The organism is Novosphingobium subterraneum (assembly GCF_000807925.1).
GTDB classification, from domain to species: domain Bacteria; phylum Pseudomonadota; class Alphaproteobacteria; order Sphingomonadales; family Sphingomonadaceae; genus Novosphingobium; species Novosphingobium subterraneum.
In genome coordinates this window covers 1-17,639 of sequence record NZ_JRVC01000011.1, presented here as the reverse complement: position 1 = coordinate 17,639, position 17,639 = coordinate 1, and the positions used below count along the sequence as shown (strand labels likewise).

19 protein-coding genes are annotated in these 17,639 nt (G+C 62.7%); 5 read left to right on the top strand and 14 right to left on the bottom strand.

Going from position 1 to position 17,639, the window contains the following annotated elements; genetic code table 11:
* Window positions 1–4: 4 nt before the first annotated feature.
* Window positions 5–946 (bottom strand): DUF808 domain-containing protein, encoded by a 942-nt coding sequence (locus NJ75_RS11905; protein WP_039334772.1) that lies wholly within the window; start codon window positions 944–946, stop codon window positions 5–7.
* A gap of 92 nt (window positions 947–1,038) precedes the next feature.
* A complete protein-coding gene (locus tag NJ75_RS11900; protein WP_236727134.1) occupies window positions 1,039–3,117 on the bottom strand; it encodes an EAL domain-containing protein in 2,079 nt (692 codons plus the stop codon).
* A gap of 248 nt (window positions 3,118–3,365) precedes the next feature.
* Here NJ75_RS11900 and NJ75_RS23340 point away from each other — a divergent pair, with 248 nt between their 5' ends.
* On the top strand, window positions 3,366–4,523 hold the full coding sequence (locus NJ75_RS23340) for an acyltransferase family protein (RefSeq protein ID WP_052242400.1): 1,158 nt from the start codon (window positions 3,366–3,368) through the stop codon (window positions 4,521–4,523).
* A gap of 21 nt (window positions 4,524–4,544) precedes the next feature.
* Here the strand turns inward: NJ75_RS23340 and NJ75_RS11890 are convergent, their stop codons facing one another.
* Window positions 4,545–5,321: an enoyl-CoA hydratase gene (locus NJ75_RS11890; RefSeq protein ID WP_156135779.1), complete on the bottom strand. Its 777-nt coding sequence runs from the start codon at window positions 5,319–5,321 to the stop codon at window positions 4,545–4,547.
* A 208-nt stretch (window positions 5,322–5,529) separates the two neighbouring features.
* Here NJ75_RS11890 and rpsF point away from each other — a divergent pair, with 208 nt between their 5' ends.
* The 3 genes from rpsF to rplI are packed head-to-tail and all read left to right on the top strand — an operon-like array spanning window position 5,530 to window position 6,732.
* Complete coding sequence (gene rpsF, locus NJ75_RS11885; RefSeq protein ID WP_039334770.1) at window positions 5,530–5,892, top strand: 30S ribosomal protein S6; 363 nt, start codon at window positions 5,530–5,532, stop codon at window positions 5,890–5,892.
* A 3-nt stretch (window positions 5,893–5,895) separates the two neighbouring features.
* On the top strand, window positions 5,896–6,120 hold the full coding sequence (gene rpsR / locus NJ75_RS11880) for a 30S ribosomal protein S18 (protein WP_011445073.1): 225 nt from the start codon (window positions 5,896–5,898) through the stop codon (window positions 6,118–6,120).
* 12 nt (window positions 6,121–6,132) lie between these two features.
* Window positions 6,133–6,732: a 50S ribosomal protein L9 gene (gene rplI, locus NJ75_RS11875; protein ID WP_039334765.1), complete on the top strand. Its 600-nt coding sequence runs from the start codon at window positions 6,133–6,135 to the stop codon at window positions 6,730–6,732.
* Window positions 6,733–6,796: 64 nt separating this feature from the next.
* Here the strand turns inward: rplI and NJ75_RS11870 are convergent, their stop codons facing one another.
* Window positions 6,797–7,753 carry an amidohydrolase family protein gene (locus tag NJ75_RS11870; RefSeq protein ID WP_211257940.1) on the bottom strand — a complete coding sequence of 319 codons (957 nt, stop codon included), beginning with the start codon at window positions 7,751–7,753 and terminating at the stop codon, window positions 6,797–6,799.
* Between the two features lie 166 nt (window positions 7,754–7,919).
* On the opposite strand from NJ75_RS11870, the gene NJ75_RS11865 reads away from it, so the two are divergent.
* Entirely contained in the window at window positions 7,920–9,362 is a 1,443-nt protein-coding gene (locus NJ75_RS11865) for an AMP nucleosidase (RefSeq protein WP_269078580.1), read from the top strand.
* A 96-nt stretch (window positions 9,363–9,458) separates the two neighbouring features.
* Here NJ75_RS11865 and NJ75_RS11860 read toward each other — a convergent pair whose 3' ends face one another.
* The 10 genes from NJ75_RS11860 to rpsP form a co-directional block, all read right to left on the bottom strand.
* On the bottom strand, window positions 9,459–9,944 hold the full coding sequence (locus NJ75_RS11860) for a YbjN domain-containing protein (RefSeq protein WP_039334759.1): 486 nt from the start codon (window positions 9,942–9,944) through the stop codon (window positions 9,459–9,461).
* Between the two features lie 107 nt (window positions 9,945–10,051).
* Window positions 10,052–10,804 (bottom strand): alpha/beta fold hydrolase, encoded by a 753-nt coding sequence (locus NJ75_RS11855; protein ID WP_039334756.1) that lies wholly within the window; start codon window positions 10,802–10,804, stop codon window positions 10,052–10,054.
* A 7-nt stretch (window positions 10,805–10,811) separates the two neighbouring features.
* Window positions 10,812–11,837 (bottom strand): aspartate-semialdehyde dehydrogenase, encoded by a 1,026-nt coding sequence (locus NJ75_RS11850; protein ID WP_039334753.1) that lies wholly within the window; start codon window positions 11,835–11,837, stop codon window positions 10,812–10,814.
* A 105-nt stretch (window positions 11,838–11,942) separates the two neighbouring features.
* Window positions 11,943–14,213, bottom strand: a complete 2,271-nt coding sequence (locus NJ75_RS11845) for a S9 family peptidase (RefSeq protein WP_039334750.1) — start codon at window positions 14,211–14,213, stop codon at window positions 11,943–11,945.
* A gap of 153 nt (window positions 14,214–14,366) precedes the next feature.
* Window positions 14,367–14,735 (bottom strand): 50S ribosomal protein L19, encoded by a 369-nt coding sequence (gene rplS, locus NJ75_RS11840; RefSeq protein ID WP_011445066.1) that lies wholly within the window; start codon window positions 14,733–14,735, stop codon window positions 14,367–14,369.
* A 2-nt stretch (window positions 14,736–14,737) separates the two neighbouring features.
* Entirely contained in the window at window positions 14,738–15,478 is a 741-nt protein-coding gene (trmD, locus tag NJ75_RS11835; RefSeq protein ID WP_039334739.1) for a tRNA (guanosine(37)-N1)-methyltransferase TrmD, read from the bottom strand.
* Between the two features lie 346 nt (window positions 15,479–15,824).
* A complete protein-coding gene (locus NJ75_RS11825; protein ID WP_039334737.1) occupies window positions 15,825–16,199 on the bottom strand; it encodes a type II toxin-antitoxin system VapC family toxin in 375 nt (124 codons plus the stop codon).
* Window positions 16,196–16,555: an AbrB/MazE/SpoVT family DNA-binding domain-containing protein gene (locus tag NJ75_RS11820; RefSeq protein ID WP_230487666.1), complete on the bottom strand. Its 360-nt coding sequence runs from the start codon at window positions 16,553–16,555 to the stop codon at window positions 16,196–16,198. Before NJ75_RS11820 ends, NJ75_RS11825 begins: the two co-directional genes overlap by 4 nt.
* A 30-nt stretch (window positions 16,556–16,585) precedes the next feature.
* Entirely contained in the window at window positions 16,586–17,083 is a 498-nt protein-coding gene (rimM, locus tag NJ75_RS11815; protein WP_039334736.1) for a ribosome maturation factor RimM, read from the bottom strand.
* 2 nt (window positions 17,084–17,085) lie between these two features.
* Window positions 17,086–17,514 (bottom strand): 30S ribosomal protein S16, encoded by a 429-nt coding sequence (gene rpsP / locus NJ75_RS11810; RefSeq protein WP_039334735.1) that lies wholly within the window; start codon window positions 17,512–17,514, stop codon window positions 17,086–17,088.
* Window positions 17,515–17,639: the final 125 nt, after the last annotated feature.

The following is a 17,639-nucleotide window of genomic DNA, read 5'->3' as shown; positions in this document are numbered from 1 at the left end:
AGCGTCAGTGCTTTCCGCGCGCCTTGCCTATGGCATGCACGACAAAGGCGACGATCGTACCAAGCGCCACGCCGACCAAGGCAGAAAGCACCGCGTAGGTGAGCCAGCCCAGCACTCCACCAAGTGCGCCCGTTGCATGCTCCACCCAATCCTGCGCCTCGTGTGCAAGGTGTGCCGGCCCCGAGATGCCCAGAACCTCCAGCCCATGGAGGATGATGCCGCCGCCGACCCAAAGCATCGCCGCCGTGCCGACCGTGGCCAGCACTGCCAGCAACACTGGCATCGCTCGCAGAAGAAACCCGCCGATGGCCTTGGCCGTGGCCGAGGTCCGCTTCACAAGATGCAGTCCGATATCGTCCATCTTCACGATGAAGCCGACGGTGCCATAAACCGCGATGGTGATGACCACACCGACGAGCGCCAGAATCAGCGCCTGCTGAATGATGCCCTGATCAGCCACTTCGGCTAGGGCGATCGCCATGATCTCGGCCGACAGGATCAGGTCGGTCCGCACTGCACCGGAAACCCGTTCATTCTCGAATGACGCTGCGTCAGCCGGTTGGTCTTCCAGGGTCTGGCCATGTTTCTCAGCCCCCAGCTTTTCCAGAAGCTTCTCCGCCCCCTCGAAGCAGAGGAACAGCCCCCCGGCCATCAGCAGGGGCGTGATCGCCCATGGCAGGAACGCGCTTAGCAGCAGTGCCGCAGGCAGCAGGATCACCAGCTTGTTGAACAGGCTGCCCTTGGCGATGCGCGCGATGACCGGCAGTTCGCGATCCGGGGTGAATTCGGTCACGTATGAGGGGGTCACCGCCGCGTCGTCGATCACTACGCCTGCGGCCTTGGTCCCGGCCTTAGCTGCGGCGGCACTCACATCGTCAAGCGAGGCAGCAGCGGCACGGGCGATGACGGACACGTCGTCAAGCAGGGCGACAAGGCCGGTAGGCATTCTGGTTGGGATCCTTGCAGAGGCGGAAAATCGAAAGTGCGATGTGCGGGAACGATGAGACGAGTGCAAGGGTCCCGTTCAGCGCAATTTTGTCAGGTTCTCTCGCGCGAGCCCGGCACGGCAACCTGGATGAAGCGTGGTTTGCCTTTCGGTTCGGCAGCAGCGCCCGCAGCTTGTAACGTCGATGGCGGCACCCGGTGACGTGTGCACAAGCCACCAGCGCCATCGCTGGTCAGGGGCTGTTCGAATTCGACGCCGATCACCGCCTCCTCCGAACGCACCACCATAGAGACGACCAGCTGCCCCCCGCCCAGGTCGACGACAAGGCTGGTCCCTACCGGCACGCCGAGCAAGCCGTCGATCCGCGCACCGGTACGAGAAAGGTCGCGCATGACGGCTTCGTAGCGGTGGTCCTCATGGATCACTGTCACGCGGCGGAATACCGACCTTCTCTCCGGGCGATGCCGCTTCGGACCGTTGGGCTCTAGCTTCAGATCGCCGCTCTCGAGTTTTGCCTCCACCTCGGCCAGAGGCATGGCACGGGCAAACAGGTGTCCCTGCACGAGCTTGGCCCCCCGCTTCTTCACCACGTCGAGCTGGTCGAACGCCTCGACGCCTTCAACCGTCGTCTCCATGCCGAGCGCCTCGGCCAGACCGATGATCGCGGAGATGATCTTGGCGCTGTTGTTGTCCTTAGCCGCACAAGTCTCGACAAAGCTGCGGTCGATCTTGAGCTTGTCGAACGGAGCCGAACGCAGATAGCTGAGCGAGGAGTAGCCCGTTCCGAAGTCATCGAGGGCAAGGCGCACACCCAGCCCTTTCAGCGACGCAAACACCTCGTCAACCGCTTCGCTGTCCCGCATGAACACGGTTTCGGTCAGTTCGAGCTCCAGACGCTCCGGATCGATCCCGCTCGTCGCCACTGCAGACGCCACTGCATTGACGAAACCGGACACGGCAAACTGCACGGCCGAGACGTTGACCGACAAGCGCACATTGTCCGGCCACTGGGCTGCATCGGCGCAAGCCTGCCGCAAGGCCCATTCCCCCAAGGGAACGATGAGGTTGCTCTCTTCGGCGATCGGAATGAACACCGAAGGCGCGATGGGTCCCCGTTCGGGATGATTCCAGCGCATCAGCGCCTCGAATCCCACCACGTAGTTGTCGGCGATCCGGACGACAGGCTGGTAATGCAGTTCCAGTTCACCGCGCCCCAGTGCTTCCCGCAGATCTTCGGTGAGGATCGTGCGCTCCTGCGCCTCGTCCTTGAGCTCGGCCGAAAAGAAGCGGAATTGCCCCCGACCGCCGTTCTTGGCGGCATAGAGCGCAAGGTCGGCCGATGCCACCAGCGCTTCGCGGTCCTCGCCATCGTGCGGCGCCACGGCAACACCAACCGAAGTGCCGATGACTGCACGCTTGCCTTCGATGGCATATGGCTGCGAGATCATCTGGATCAGCTTGGAGGCCAGCTCGCCCAAACGGCCACGATCTTCGATGTCGGGCAGGATGACCTGGAACTCGTCACCGCCGAGGCGGCCGATATCGCCACGATCCCCGACTACCTTGCGCAGGCGTTCGGCCACCTGGCGCAGCAGTTCGTCCCCGGCGGGATGGCCCATCGTATCGTTGACGTGCTTGAACTTGTCGAGATCGAGCATCAGCAAGCTGCAGCAGCGGCCGGAAGCGCGATAGGCCGCCAGTATGGCATCCAACCTGCGCGTCATGCGATGCCGGTTGAAAAGACCGGTGAGTGAATCGAATTCGGCGGCGCGCTCATCCTCGCGTTGCCGCGCATATTCCTGCGTCACGTCACGGGCAAAGCCCACGTAACCGGTGAATGTGCCTTCCGGCGTGTACCTTGGCTGTCCGGACAAGGACCACCAACGCTGGTCATCACGGCGGACGGCAAAGCGCACGATGACATCCGATATCCGGCTGTGGGCAGAGAACTGGAAAGCCAGGGAACGCGATGGCTGGCCTGCGGCGGCGCTGTTGTCGGTTTCGACCACGCTCGGAAAAGGGCGCCCGATATACGACTGTGCATGGTCGAGAATCGTCTGCGTGATATAGCTCAACCGGCCTTCGCCGTCCGTGGCCCAAAGCCAGCCCAGACCGCCCTCTTCGAACCCGTCCAGAACCGCAAGCCGGACCGCTGAATCGACATGATCCATGGCCGGAGAGCCGGCAGGGGGCTTCGCGGAAGGGCAGTCAGCGCTTGCTACTGCCCCCGGCTTTACCAGGCCCCTGAATATGCCTCTGACCATCAGACAGTTTCGTTCAAGCAAAAGTTGCAGGATTTTCAGCGTCTCAGGCTAAACGGCGGTGGTTACTTTCACCCTAACGCCGTCCGCCCGTCGACGATGCCACCGATAGGAATGCCTATCTCGCTTAGACGGGCGGGAACCGCTAGAGCGCGACGATGTCCTCGCCCGCGAAACGCCTGCACCATCTCGATGCCGCCCGTGCCTTGCTGCTGCTGCTGGGCCTGCCTTTTCACGTCGCGACCAAGGCGATCTTCGAGAGCGCACCGCCCGCAACAGACTTCCAGCAATCGCTGGTGATCGGTGGCTGGGCCTCGCTGACACACGTGTTCCGCATGTTCGCCTTCTTCATGCTGGCCGGGTATTTTGCAGGCATGATCCGCGAACGGAAAGGCACGAAAGCGTGGCTGGCGGAGCGGGCCCGGCGGCTTGGCCTGCCATTCGCGGCGAGCCTTATCACACTCGGCGCGGTGCAGTTCCGCTTGCAGGACCTGCTACTGCACAAGGCATCGCCGACCTTTCTCGGACTGCCCCTGGCGCTCGATCACCTTTGGTTTCTGGTCGTGCTGCTGGGCTTCTGCGTCACCTATGCCGCCATGCCGATGCAGCGCTTGAAGCCCGGCTCCGGTGTCCGGCGCGCCATGCTGCTCGAAGGCCCCGGAGGGCTGGTCTTGCTGGCCTCGCTCGCGCTGTGGGGCCTGTTGCGTTACGCAATCGAACAGGTCCCGCCGATCCCGAACGCGCCGAGCGAGACCCTGCTGTGGCAGCAATACGTGTTCCACGCCGCGGGGTTCGCGCTTGGTGTGGTGGCCTGGCACGGCCAGCTTGGCGAGCATATCTTCGCGCTGCGCAGCCGCTGGATCATTCCCGGCATCGCAGTGCTGCTGGTACCCTACGTCCCGCTCGATCCGCTTATGCGACCTGCGCTGGGCAAGGAAATCTATCCTGACCTCGCCGGGACGCTGGCGCTGCGCGCGCTCGAACTGCCGCTGGCCTATCTCATGTCGCTTGCGCTGTTTCGCCTGCTGGCCTGGGCAGTGAGAGGACCGAGCAAGGTCGTGACCTTCTTCGTCAACGGCGCACTGGCGATCTATCTCTTCCACCTGGTCTGGGCGATGATCGTCCTGCCGCAGGCACGGTCACTACCCCTGCCGGCCGAGGCCCAATGGCTGGTCAGCGCCGGCGCTGTCCTGCTGCTGGCGGTCTTGAGCTACCTCGCCGTCCGCACCACAAACCTGACCTCGATCCTGTTCTGTGGCGCCCCATTGAAGCAGACCGCCTCTGCTGCCCCGCCGGTTTCGCCTGCGCGCTTCTGACGAGCATGGCCGGCGGCCCCCTTACCCCTGCGCGCGGCCCCGCTCCATTACCTCGCGGCGGCGCGCTTCGACTTGCCTCGCATCGACCTTCCCGTTCATTGCTCGGGAGACCTGGCCTTCAAGCGCCAGTGCCTCAGCGAAGGCCAAGGCGTAGCCGTCGTCGATCAAGGCCTTGTAAGCCGTTGTCATACGCGGCTCGATGCTTGCCATGTCCTGCGCCAGCGCAATGCATGTGGACAGGAGGTCTGCTGTCGGAACCACGCGGTTCACCAGCCCCCAGGCGCAGGCCTGATCCGCACTGATGAAGTTGCCCGTCAGCGACAGCTCTTTCGCTCGCGAAATGCCAATCATCCGCGAGAGCTTCTGCGAGAGCCCCCAGCCGGGCATGATTCCGACGCGCGCATGGGTATCGGCAAAGCGCGCATTCTGGCTGGCGATCAGCACATCACATGCCAGCGCCAGTTCGAAGCCACCGGTGATGGCCAAACCATTGATCGCACCGATCACCGGTTTGCGGCACTGCTCCACCGCCTTGACCGGATTGCGTTCGGCCTCACCGGCGTTGGCATCGCCCAGCTTCGAGGTATCGGACCCAAGCTCCTTGAGATCGAGCCCAGCCGTGAACGCACGCTCCCCTGCTCCCGTCAGCACGACCGCGCGGATGCTTTCGTCCGCATCGACATCGCGCATCACCTGCGCCAGTTCGGCGCGCATAGCCGAAGACAAGGCGTTCATCGCTTCCGGGCGGTTGAGCGTAACCACGGCCACGGCATCGTGGCGTTCGACTTTGACCAGCATCCTGCATCTCCCTTAATGGAGCGATTAAAGGCAAGTCATCAGGCCTTGGCAAGCCACTGCCGACCAAGTTCAGGCTTGCTTTCCACGCCAGAATCGCTATGCGCCGCCCCTTCGCGGGATGTCCCGTGAAAACCGAAGAAAGCCGGAGGGGCCCCGCAATCCCGCGGACAAGCCAGCGATCGGTTAGTTAGATAAGGAAGCACGAAGCATGCCGCTTTACGAGCATGTCTTTCTCGCGCGCCAGGATCTGAGCCAGGCTCAGGTTGATACGCTCGCGGCCGCCGCCACCGAAATCGTCGAGAGCAACAACGGCAAGGTCACCAAGACCGAGACCTGGGGCCTCCGTTCGCTGGCATACAAGATCCAGAAGAACCGCAAGGCGCACTTCGTGCTGCTGAACATCGAAGCTTCGGGCGACGTGATCGCCGAGCTCGAGCGTCAGACGCAGATCAACGAAGACGTGATCCGCTACATGACCGTCCGCGTTGACGAGCATGAAGCCGGCCCGTCCGTGATGATGCGCAAGAACGATCGCGAGCGCAGCCGTCGCCGCGAACGCGAAGGGGAATAAGACATGGCTCGTCCGTTTTTCCGTCGCCGCAAGAGCTGCCCGTTCTCGGGCAAGAACGCGCCGAAGATCGACTACAAGGACGTGCGCCTGCTGCAGGGCTTCATGTCCGAGCGTGGCAAGATCGTTCCGTCGCGCATCACCGCCGTTTCGGCGAAGAAGCAGCGTGAGCTGAGCCAGGCGATCAAGCGCGCCCGGCACATCGGCCTCCTGCCCTACATCGTGAAGTAAGGAGCGCTACCCATGCAGATCATCCTGCTCGAGCGCATCGAGAAGCTGGGTTCGATCGGTGACGAAGTCACCGTGAAGGACGGCTACGCCCGCAACTTCCTTCTTCCCAACAAGAAGGCCCTGCGCGCCAACGAAGCCAACCGCAAGGTCTTCGAAGCCAACCGCGCCCGCATCGAAGCCGAAAACGCCGCCCGCCGCGAAGACGCCCAGAATGAATCGGGCAACGTCGAAGGCAAGGAAGTCGTGCTCATCCGCGCCGCTTCGAACGCTGGCCAGCTTTACGGCTCGGTCTCGGTTCGCGACATCGCCGACGCTCTGGTCGAACAGGGCGCCAAGGTCAGCAAGGCCATGATCGTGCTCGAACGCCCGATCAAGACCCTCGGCGTCTACGACGTCAAGGTCTCGCTGCACCCGGAAGTCTCGGTGAACGTCAAGGTCAACGTCGCGCGTTCGCCCGACGAAGCCGAACTGCAGTCGAAGGGCGTCAACGTCATCGACGCGATGTTCGACAACGAGACCGGCGGCTTCACCGAAGCCTACGATCCGAACGCAGAACCGGGCGAAATCCCGGCCGAGCTGCTGGAAGGCGGCGAGGAAGCGACCGAAGCGTGAGGCTTCATCGCTTTTTGGCAACAGAATTGGGGGCGTCCTTCGGGGCGCCCCTTTTTCTTTGGCCTTACTTCGCGGGTTCCAGCCGCAGGAAGCGCGCGGCATTGTTGTAGAGAATGTCGCGCTTCTGCTCTGGGCTCAGATAGTCCGCGTTCTGGATCAGCCCGATCGAGTAAGCCATCAGCCCAGGCCATGCGAGCTGGTCCGTCCCGTACAACACGCGGTCGCCAAAGCCCGCATCGACCAGCCGCTCGATGTAGCGGTTCACGTCCTTGCGCGGGTAGCTCCAGATCAGTCCGGCAATATCGACATAGACGTGGCTGTTGGCCTGCAGCAGCGTCAGCATGTTGTCGATCATCGGATACCCGGCATGCATCACCTGCACCCGCAGCTTCGGATGTCGCGCCAGCAATTCCTCCAGCAACAGCGGGTTGCCCATCGAGCCGCGATACGTCGGCATCGCAATGTTGGCGCGGCCAGAACCGCCCGTGCCCATGTGTATCGCCACCGGAATGTCCAGCTTCTCTGCCAGCGCGAAGTACTGATCGACGCGCATGTCCGATGGCGAGATGCCTTCGTACTGCAAGCCGATCTCACCCATGACCTTGAAGCCCTCCTTGGTGAAGGCAACCTCCAGCATCTTGAGCTGATTGGCTGGATCCCCGCCTTCGACCCGGCCGAAAGCAGTTCCTGGAATGACGCGCGCCGGCGCCGCCGCCTGCCAAGTCTTCACCGCCTCGACATCGCCGAAGACGACGCCGCGCACATTGAGGCGCTCCATCTCGGCCAGGACTGCCTTCATGTACTCGCCCTTGGGTGCCGGATAGAGCTTGGGCGAACACTCCTCGCTGGACCAGCCGAACGGTGCTTCGGGTCCATTCTTCGGATCCGAGGCTTCGAAGCGCGCCTGATTCGGGCAAACGGGCGTGGCCCAGGGCGCTTCGGCCATGGCGTGCATGTGAACATCAATGATCGGTGCCACGGCGGCAGTGGTGTTCTGGGCCGAGGCCGAGCCGGCTCCCATCAGCGCGATTATCGCAAGCGAACTCAATCCAAGGCGCATCTTCGTGGTTCTCCCAATATTTGACAGCGTTATCATTCGAACGCCTGCAAGGCGCAAGACCTGTTTGGATTGCTGACTTCGTGCGCATGGCTGTGTCTTTGCAGGGACACGCAGCCGCGCTAGACAAGTGGGGATGGAAACAACTGAAACGATCGTCGCCGAACTTTCCCGCATCTACGACAACGCCGTCGCCACGCTCAGGGCCGACATAGCGGACTACGCCAACCACGGCACCCTGCCCCCGTCTCAGCGGCGGACCGACGGCAGCTACTGCTACCCCGAACTGCACGTCCGCCTCAATGCGGAGCCAAGCCATGAATCGACAGGGAGGGCGTTCGGACGTCTCACCCAGCGTGGTGACTATTCGTGCACGGTCACGCGGCCCGCGCTGTTCGACGATTACCTGAAGGAGCAGATCGACCTGATCCGCGAAGGCTTCGAGGTCGAGATCGCGGTCCGCCCCTCGCGGCAGGAAATACCCTTCCCCTATGTGCTCGACGGTGCCTATGGCGCCCAGATCGGCCGTATAAACCCGCAGGAACTGGCGCAGCACTTCCCCGCCACCGACCTAGCCCACATCGGCGACGAAATCGCGGATGCCGATTATGACGTGGGCGATGGCCCGCTGCCGCTGTCACTGTTTGACGGCTTGCGCACCGATTTCAGTCTCGCCCGCCTGGCGCATTATACCGGGACGCAGATCGACGATTTCCAGCGCTACATCCTGTTCACCAACTATCACCGCTATGTCGACGAGTTCGTCGATTGGGCCGCGCAGCAGATCGATGGCGAGAATTTCATCGCCCTCACCGGCGCGGGCGGCCTTTCCCTGGATGCACGAACCGAGAATGCCCGCGCCCGCCTGTCCGACACCGCCTGGCGGCGTCATCAGATGCCCGCGTACCACCTCGTGGCGCCGGACAAGTCGGGCATCACGCTGGTGAACATCGGAGTCGGCCCCTCCAACGCCAAGACGATTTGCGACCACCTCGCGGTGCTGCGCCCCGAGGCTTGGCTGATGATCGGTCATTGCGGCGGCTTACGGCCGACCCAGAAGATCGGCGACTACGTCCTCGCCCACGCCTATCTGCGCGATGACCACGTGCTTGATCCCGTCCTGCCGCCCGAAATCCCTATTCCCGCAATTGCCGAAGTGCAGGTGGCACTGCAGAAGGCGGCGGAGCTCGTGTCAGGCGAAGGCGGCACCGATCTCAAGAAGCGCATGCGCACCGGCACGATCGTCACCACCGACGATCGCAATTGGGAACTCCGCTACACCCATTCCGCCCGCCGCCTGTCGCTATCGCGGGCTGTAGGCATCGACATGGAGAGCGCCACGATCGCCGCGCAGGGCTATCGCTTCCGCGTGCCCTACGGCACCCTGTTGTGCGTCTCGGACAAGCCTCTGCACGGGGAGATCAAACTGCCGGGCCAGGCGAACCGCTTCTACGAGGAAGCCATCGCCGCCCATCTCGCCATCGGCACGACCGCTTGTGACCTGCTACGACAGGAAGGCCCCCGCCTCCACAGCCGCAAGCTGCGCGCCTTTAACGAACCGCCGTTTCGTTAAGTCACAAAAGAAAAGGCAATCCGAAGCAGCTAGCCCTGCTTGCGGATTGCCGAGGTTGCGTCCCTTCGCTTCGGGGTGGCCGAAGCGGGGTCCTGATTACTTGAAGACTTCCGCGCCCAGCGTATCCATGGCGCTGCGGAACATATCGACCGAGTTGGAGAAAACCTCGAAGTCTATGCCCTTCCCGGTGACCATGTCCCATGTCATCATCACGGCATCGTCCTTGCCCAGTGAGACCGAGGCAAAACGGGTATTGCGGTTGAAGCGCACGGCGTCTTCGGCAGTGAACTTCTTCTCGGGCGTGAAATTCGCCACGAATTGCAGCGACTGGCACCCGTCATGGGTCTTTTCGTTGCATTCGTAAAACAGCAGCGCTGCCTGCCAGCCCCCGATCTCTGTGTTGATCAGTGGATCGCCGTTGGCGTCTTTGGCGAGTTCGGCAGTATACCCCAGGTTCTTCAACGCTTCAGCCACACCTTCGGGCTTTACCGCGCTGACGGTGGCAGTTGCCGCCTCAGCTGCCGAAGGGGCAAGAACGCTGACGGCAGCCGCCGCCAGCAGGCTCTTCCAGATCATTCGCATTCTCAATCCCGAAAAGGGCTCTTGCCGGCCCGTTCGTTTGTGGGATCGAAGCTGCCATCATTGCACGCTGTCGGCAAGAGGGCTCTGACAACCTTTTTTGCGTCCCCTCAGGCGAGGAATTCGGCCAGACGCTCCCCCATTTCCGGACGTGTCACGCAACTCATATGCGTGCCGGGGATGAACGTCAGCGTCGCATCGGGTAGGGCTTCGGCCAACCGTTCGGCCGATCCATTGTCATTGTCCTGATCGCCGCACAGCACCTGTGTGGGCATGGTAATCGCGGAAAGCTCTGCCGGATCGGTGTCCGCCATGGTGCCGAGCAGCATCCGCGCCGCCAGCCGGTCAACGCCCATGGTCTTTAGGAACTGCTGCGAGAAGTATGCCGGATCGTCGCGCTTGATGGTGCCGAACCGATTGATGACGTCGAGGAAGAAGTCCTGCCGCCGCGCCCAGCCGGCAAGCCCTTCGAGTCCCATGCCCGAAAGAACCAGCTTGCGCGGTCTCATGCCACCAATCACTGCGCGCGCTGCGGTTCGCGAGCCCAGCGAAAAACCGACAAGATCGAAGTCTGTCAGGCCAAGATGCGCCACCAAAGCCTCAAGATCGCGCACCAGCACGTCCTGGGGATAGGCGGCCGGGTCATGCGGTGCAGCGCTGTGCCCATGCACGCGCAGATCGGGCATCAGGCATTCGAAGCCCGCCTCGACCAGCTTCGCCGCCGTTCCGAACTTGATCCAGTTGACCTCGGCGGAGGAAAACAGGCCATGCAGAAGCACCACCGGTCTTCCCGCGCCTAAGCGATGCAGCGCCAATTGCGCTCCGCCAAAGCCTGGGAAGAACTCGGTGGTTGCTTCCGTCATGCGATGATCAGCCCTTCTTGAGGTGGCGACGGCCGAGCAGCTCGGCGATCTGCACCGCGTTCAGTGCCGCACCCTTGCGCAGGTTGTCCGAAACGCACCAGATGTTCAGGCCATTGTCGATGGTCGAATCCTCGCGCACGCGCGAAACGAAAGTGGCGAAATCGCCCACGCATTCGACCGGCGTCACGTATCCGCCGTTCTCGCGCTTGTCGATCAGCATCACGCCCGGCGCTTCGCGCAGGATGTTCTGCGCTTCCTCGGCCGAAATCTCGTTCTCGAACTCGATATTCAGCGATTCCGAGTGACCGATGAACACCGGCACGCGCACGCAGGTGGCCGTGACCTTGACCTTGGGATCGAGGATCTTCTTGGTTTCGGCGACCATCTTCCACTCTTCCTTGGTCGAACCATCGTCAAGGAAGACGTCGATGTGCGGGATCACGTTGAAGGCGATCTGCTTGGTGAACTTCCTGGGCTCGACCGGGTCGCCGACGAAGATCGCACGGCTCTGTTCGAACAGCTCGTCCATGCCTTCCTTGCCCGCGCCGGAAACCGACTGATAGGTCGAGACGACGACGCGCTTGATCTTCGCAGCATCGTGCAGCGGCTTCAATGCAACGACCATCTGCGCGGTCGAGCAGTTCGGATTGGCGATGATGTTCTTCGCGGTATAGCCGTCGATTGCATCCGGGTTAACCTCGGGCACGATCAGCGGCACGTCCGGGTCCATGCGGTAGAGCGACGAGTTGTCGATCACTACGCAGCCTGCGGCGGCAGCGCGGGGGGCATGAACCTGCGTCGGGCCCGAACCCGCTGCGAACAGGGCAATGTCCCAGCCGGTGAAATCGAAATTGTCGACGTTCTGGACTTTCAGCATCCTGCCCGTTTCGCCGAACTCGATCTCGGTGCCCTGCGAACGCGACGAAGCAACCGCCGCGATCTCGTCGCAGGGAAACTCGCGCTCGGCCAGAATGTTGAGCATCTCGCGGCCCACATTCCCCGTCGCACCGACCACTACAACCCGGTAACCCATTTCCATTCCCTTCCTGCGGCCCGCCCTTCAACAGCGGACGGGCCGTTCCCTAGCGGCTGGTTCCGACCAGCCAAGTGTTTTGGGCTTTAGGCCCATGAAGTGAGGCTACTTGCCACTCCCTGCGCCATTACGGTCAAGGAAGCGGAAAATCGTCTCGTACAAGTGCTGGCTCACCTTCGGCCCGCTGATGCGGTGCGTGTAGCCGGGATAGAGCATCATCTCGAACGGCACCGCCTCGGCCTGCATCTTGGCGATGATCGCCGACGCATTCTCGAACACCACGTTGTCGTCGGCCATGCCGTGGATGACGAGCAGCGGATCGCTTATCTTGCCGGTGTCGGCCAGCGCGTTCGACTTCTCGTAGACTTGCGGCAGCTTGTTCGGATCGCCCAGGTAACGCTCGGTATAGGTCGTGTCGTACATCTGCCACTTGGTCACCGGCGCCACGGCAATGCCCGCCGCATAGGCGCCTGGATTGGCCTCGAGCATCTTGATCGACATGTAGCCGCCATAAGACCAGCCGAAGGTGCTGATCTTGTCGGCATCGACGAAGTTCTGCTTCTTCAGCCAGTTGGCGCCTGCCAGCTGGTCCTCGACCTCGACCGTGCCCATCGCGTGGTGCAGCGCCGAGGCGAACTTCACGCCGCGGTTCTCCGACCCGCGATTGTCGATCGCGAAGTAGATGTAGCCCTTGTCGACAATCGCCTGTGCCAGCGCGCCCTGGAAGCCCTTGGCTACCACTTGCGCGGTCGGCCCGCCGTAGTGGTAGGTGAACACCGGGTACTTCTTGCCGGGTTCCAGCGGTGGCGTGATCATCATGTAGTGCAGCGGCGTGCCATCAGCCGCTGGGATGGTGCCGAATTGCGCGGGACGATGGCTGGCAAGGTAGGGCGCATAGGGGTGCGAGCCAGTGACCTTGTTCTCCTCGATCCACGCCAGGCGCTTGCCCGTGGTGTCCGCAATATAGGACTGCGCCGGCTGTGCGTCCGACGATCGCGTGATCATCAGCGTCTGGCCGCTCTTGTCCATGCCCGCGCTGTTGACCCAGCCGAGTTCGGTAAGACGGGTCAGCTTGCCCGGCGCCTTGAGATCCATCGCATAGACCTGTTGCGCCAGAACGTCGTCCTTGGTGCCCGTCAGGTAAAGCTTGCCGCCCTTCTCGTCGACGCTGACCAGGCCGGTGACGACCCACTCACCCTTGGTCAGCTGGCTCCACTTGCCCTTGTTGAAGCGGTACAGATGCCCGAAGCCATCGCGCTGCGACCACCAGACAAGGCTGCCGTCCGAAAGAAAGCGATAGCTGTCCGAAAGATCGATCCAGTGCCTGTCCGCCGCCTTCTCGCTGAACAGCACGCTCGACTTACCGGTCGCAGGATCGACCTTGAGCATGTCGAGCACGGTCTGCTCACGGTTCATGCGCTGGACGTAGAGCGTCTTGCCATCGGGCGCCCAGTCGACGCGGGCGAGGTAGATGTCCTTGTCCTTGCCCAGATCGACCTGCACGCGGTTCGAGCCATCCGGCCCCATCACGTAGAGCGAGACTTCGGCGTTGGGCGTGCCCGCAGCCGGATAGCGCTGATCGAAAGTCTTGGTGCCTTCCGCACCGATAGCGGCGCGCGTGACCACGCCGACCATGCTTTCGTCAAAGCGCTCTACCGCGATGCGGCTTTCATCGGGAGACCACCAGAAGCCGTTGAAGCGGTTCATTTCCTCCTGTGCGACAAACTCGGCCTCGCCCCAATGGACGTCGGCATTCGCCTCTTCCGGTGTGATCGCCTGCGCTGCCCCACCGGTCACCGGCCCTGCCCACAGACGGCGGTCGCGCACAAAGGCGATGTGCTCGCCCTTCGGCCCCAGCTTCGGCGTCAGCTCGCCCCCCTTGGTTCCTTCAACCTTGCGCAGCGATCCGTCGAGCCCGGCCAGCAGCAGATCGCCGTCCACCGGCACCAGCACAGACTTGCCGTCCGCGCTCCACTCGTACGACACGATGCCCTTGAGATCGCCGATGCGCTGGCGTTCGCGCTGCATCTTCTCGGCCTCGCTCAACTGGCGGCCGGACGAGAGCTTGAGCGAATCCACCAGCATCTTCCACTCAGCCGTCTGGCGGTCGAAGCCCCACAGGTCATAGCGCTCCCGGTCGTCGGCGCGGTTGCGCAGCAGCGTCAGGTAGCGACCATCGGGCGATAGCTTCACCGCCCGCGGCGCCGGGCCATTGAGGCTCGGACTGGCGAACACGCGCTCGAACGTCAGGTCTTTCGCTTCGGCCGGGGCTGGAGCGGACTCGGCAGTGGTCATCGGGGTTCCCTGTTGGGCAAGCGCAGGCGCAGCGACGAAAGAGACAAGCGCGCAGGCGGCGAGCAGGCGGAAGTGACGCATGGGTTTTCGGTATCCTCTGGCCCGGCTCCACGTCCGGGGCGTGTTTGCGATGCGCCTAGGTGGCCCGAAATGGTTGCGTATGAAAGCAGAAAAGGCGCCCTGGCTCTGAGCCAGGACGCCTTTCTGAACACGTTATCCGCGTCGGGGCGTTGCTCAGGCCTTGGTGACCTTACGCTCAGCAATACGCGCCGATTTACCCGTGCGGCCGCGAAGGTAGTAGAGCTTCGCACGACGCACGACACCACGGCGCACCACGGTAATCGAATCGATGTTGGGCGAGTAGAGCGGGAACACGCGCTCCACGCCTTCGCCGAACGAAATCTTGCGAACGGTGAAGTTCGAGCCGAGGCCACGGTTCGAACGCGCGATGCACACGCCTTCGTAGGCCTGGACGCGGGTACGCTCGCCTTCGACGACGCGCACGCCAACGCGGACAGTATCGCCAGCGCGGAAGTCCGGAATTTCCTTCTTCGCCTTGAATTCGGCGATTGCTTCAGCTTCAAGCTGCTGAATCAGGTTCATTTTCAATCATCCTGCACTTCATGCTGCGCGCCAGAGGCAGACTGGACCCGAACGCCGATGTGGCGCTCCCAAAGGTCCGGCCTGCGTAACCGTGTATCGATCTCGGACTGTGACTTGCGCCAAGCCGCGATCTTCGCATGATCCCCCGATCGCAGCACTTCAGGGATCGTGCGCCCTTCCCATTCCTGGGGTCGGGTATAGTGCGGGTATTCGAGGAGGCCGTTCTCGAACGACTCCTCATGCCCGCTAGAAGCCGCGCCCATTACGCCGGGAAGCAGCCGAATGCAAGCGTCCAGCAGCATCAGCGCGGCACATTCGCCGCCGGACAAAACAATATCGCCGACCGAGACTTCCTCGACGTCGCGGCCTTCGAAAATGCGCTCGTCGAAGCCCTCGAAACGGCCACACAGGACGATCACGCCCGGCCCCTCGGCAAGCTCCCGCACCCGCTCCTGCGTCAGCGGCTTGCCGCGCGGCGTCATGGCGATCACCGGGCAGCCGGGATGCTCTTCCCGCGCATGGTCGATCGCCTTGGCGAGCACATCCACCCGCAACACCATCCCCGCCCCGCCGCCTGCCGGCGTGTCGTCAACGGTCTTGTGCCTGTCGATGGCAAAGTCCCGGATCTGCACCGCATCCATCGCCCACGTCCCCTCACGCAACGCGCGTCCGGCAAGGCTGACGCCGAGCGGACCCGGGAACATCTCGGGGTAGAGGGTCAGGACGGTGGCGGCGAAGGTCATTTGAATCTACTGAATTTGGAGGTCAGGAAGAATGCCCCGTAGATCGAGACTGGGCCCAACAGAAGCGCCAACAGCGGATAGCCAATGACATCGCTAGATGCGCACTCTTCTACGCCGGGCACGATCATGGAGACTACGACAGCTAGCGCGATGGTCAATCCAATGGGAGTAAGACAGCCCAGCCCGAAGCCGGATAAGGACACCGGCTCAATCGGTGGACCGAGCCAAACGAGGGACGGCAAGACCTTCGCTCCCGCCCCTAAAACAGCGCCAATGAACGCCGTACATGCGGCAACGAGTAACTCGTCGGCTCCAGATACATCACAGAGGGAGCTGAGATCGAACATCAATCCGTCCAGTTCTCAACCACCAGCCCCGGCACATCCCGGAAGTCCGCCTCGTTGTCCGTCACCACGATCAACCCGTGTGACAGTGCATGCGCCGCGATCAGCCGGTCATAGCTCGCGCGCTTGAACGGGAGTGTGGCATAAGCCTGCGCCGCCTTGAAATCGAAGTCCAGTATGGGCACTTCCTCGACAAGCGCGCGAAGCTGTTCAGTCGCAGGCGGCTTCTCGTTTGCAGAACCGTAGGCGACTTCGGCATAGCAAACGGCGGACGTCACCATCTCACCCGCCTCGCATTGCGATGCACGTGCATAGACGCCCGAATCCTGGTTCATGACCAGTGCGATGATGATGTTGCTGTCGAGCAGGTACTTCACTGCTCGTCCTTTGAAGAGTCACGACTGCGCAGCGGGCGGTCTTCGAAAATACGATCCTCGCGCCGGATCGGCTTCAGGCTCGTAGCCGACCCCGCCACCTTGTCGATATTGAACATCCGCTTGGGCTGCTCGACAGGCTCGTAGGACAGGAACTGCCCATCCTCGACCAAAAGGTCCATCTCCATTCCGGCGGAAAGCTTGGTGCCAGCCGGGATGCGGACGGCAAGAGAGTTACCCGACCTGAACACCTTGGTGCGGTGACGCTGCTTCTCGATGGCTTTCAGCCAAGGGGCAGAACCGAACACCCGCATGTTGAATTTCTTGCGTTCTTCGCGGACCTTGTCGTCTTGTGCCATCACGGCCTCCGTATATACGCGACGTATATACTACTCGACCCAGCCCGCCTCAATCACAATCCGCTCGTCGGTCCATTCCGGAACCGCTTGCGGTTTCATCGGCACCATGAACTTCTTGCCATCGGCCTTGCGAATCTCGATCACGTCGCCCGCGCCGAAGTTCTCGACCGCGATGCATTCGCCAAGCGCCTCGCCATCGGTCGAGACTGCCGGCAGGCCGATCAGGTCGGCGTGATAGTACTCGCCCTCGGGCAGGGGCGGCATTTCCGAGCGGCGCACGGTCAGCGCCGTGCCGCGCAGCTTCTCCGCCGCTGTGCGATCGGGCACTTCGGCAAAGCGGGCGATCGCGCCGCCCTTGCCGTCGTCCTTCAGCTTTACGACGGTCAGCCCAGAACCATCGCCAGAATCGTTGAAGGCGCGGTAGCGCTTGAGCGCCGCCACGCCTTCACCGAACAGCTTCAAGCGGACCTCGCCCGTCACCCCATGTGCGCCAGTGATGGCGGCGAGCGTGACGGGCCGGTCGCGCAAGATCAGGCTTCCGTCTGCTCTTCAGCAGCAGCTTCGGCAGCCGGAGCTTCCTCGGCCGGAGCAGCCGAGGCGGCAGCAGCGGCTTCAGCAGCTTCACGAGCCTTCTCGGCCTTTTCCTCGGCGCGCTCCTTGGCCTTCTTGCCGGGTTCGCCAGCCTGCGGGTTGTTGGTGGGCTTGCGCTCCTTGATGCCAGCCTTGTCGAGCATGCGGGCAACGCGATCGGTCGGCTGCGCGCCAACGCCGATCCAGTAACGCACGCGGTCTTCGACCAGGCGCACGCGGTTCTCGTCGTCCTTGGCGAGCAGCGGGTTGTAGGTGCCGACCTGCTCGAGGTACTTGCCGTCACGCGGGGCGCGGCTGTTGGAAACGACGATCTTGTAATACGGGCGCTTCTTCGAACCACCGCGCGAAAGACGCATAGAAACGGACATTTGAACTACCTTTCAATCAAACTGTGTGAACTGCGAAACTCGAAATCACTTCTTCTTGAGCAGGTCGCCGAGATTGCCCGGCAAGCCGCCCGAACCCAGACCGGGCAGGCCGCCCCCACCCAGAC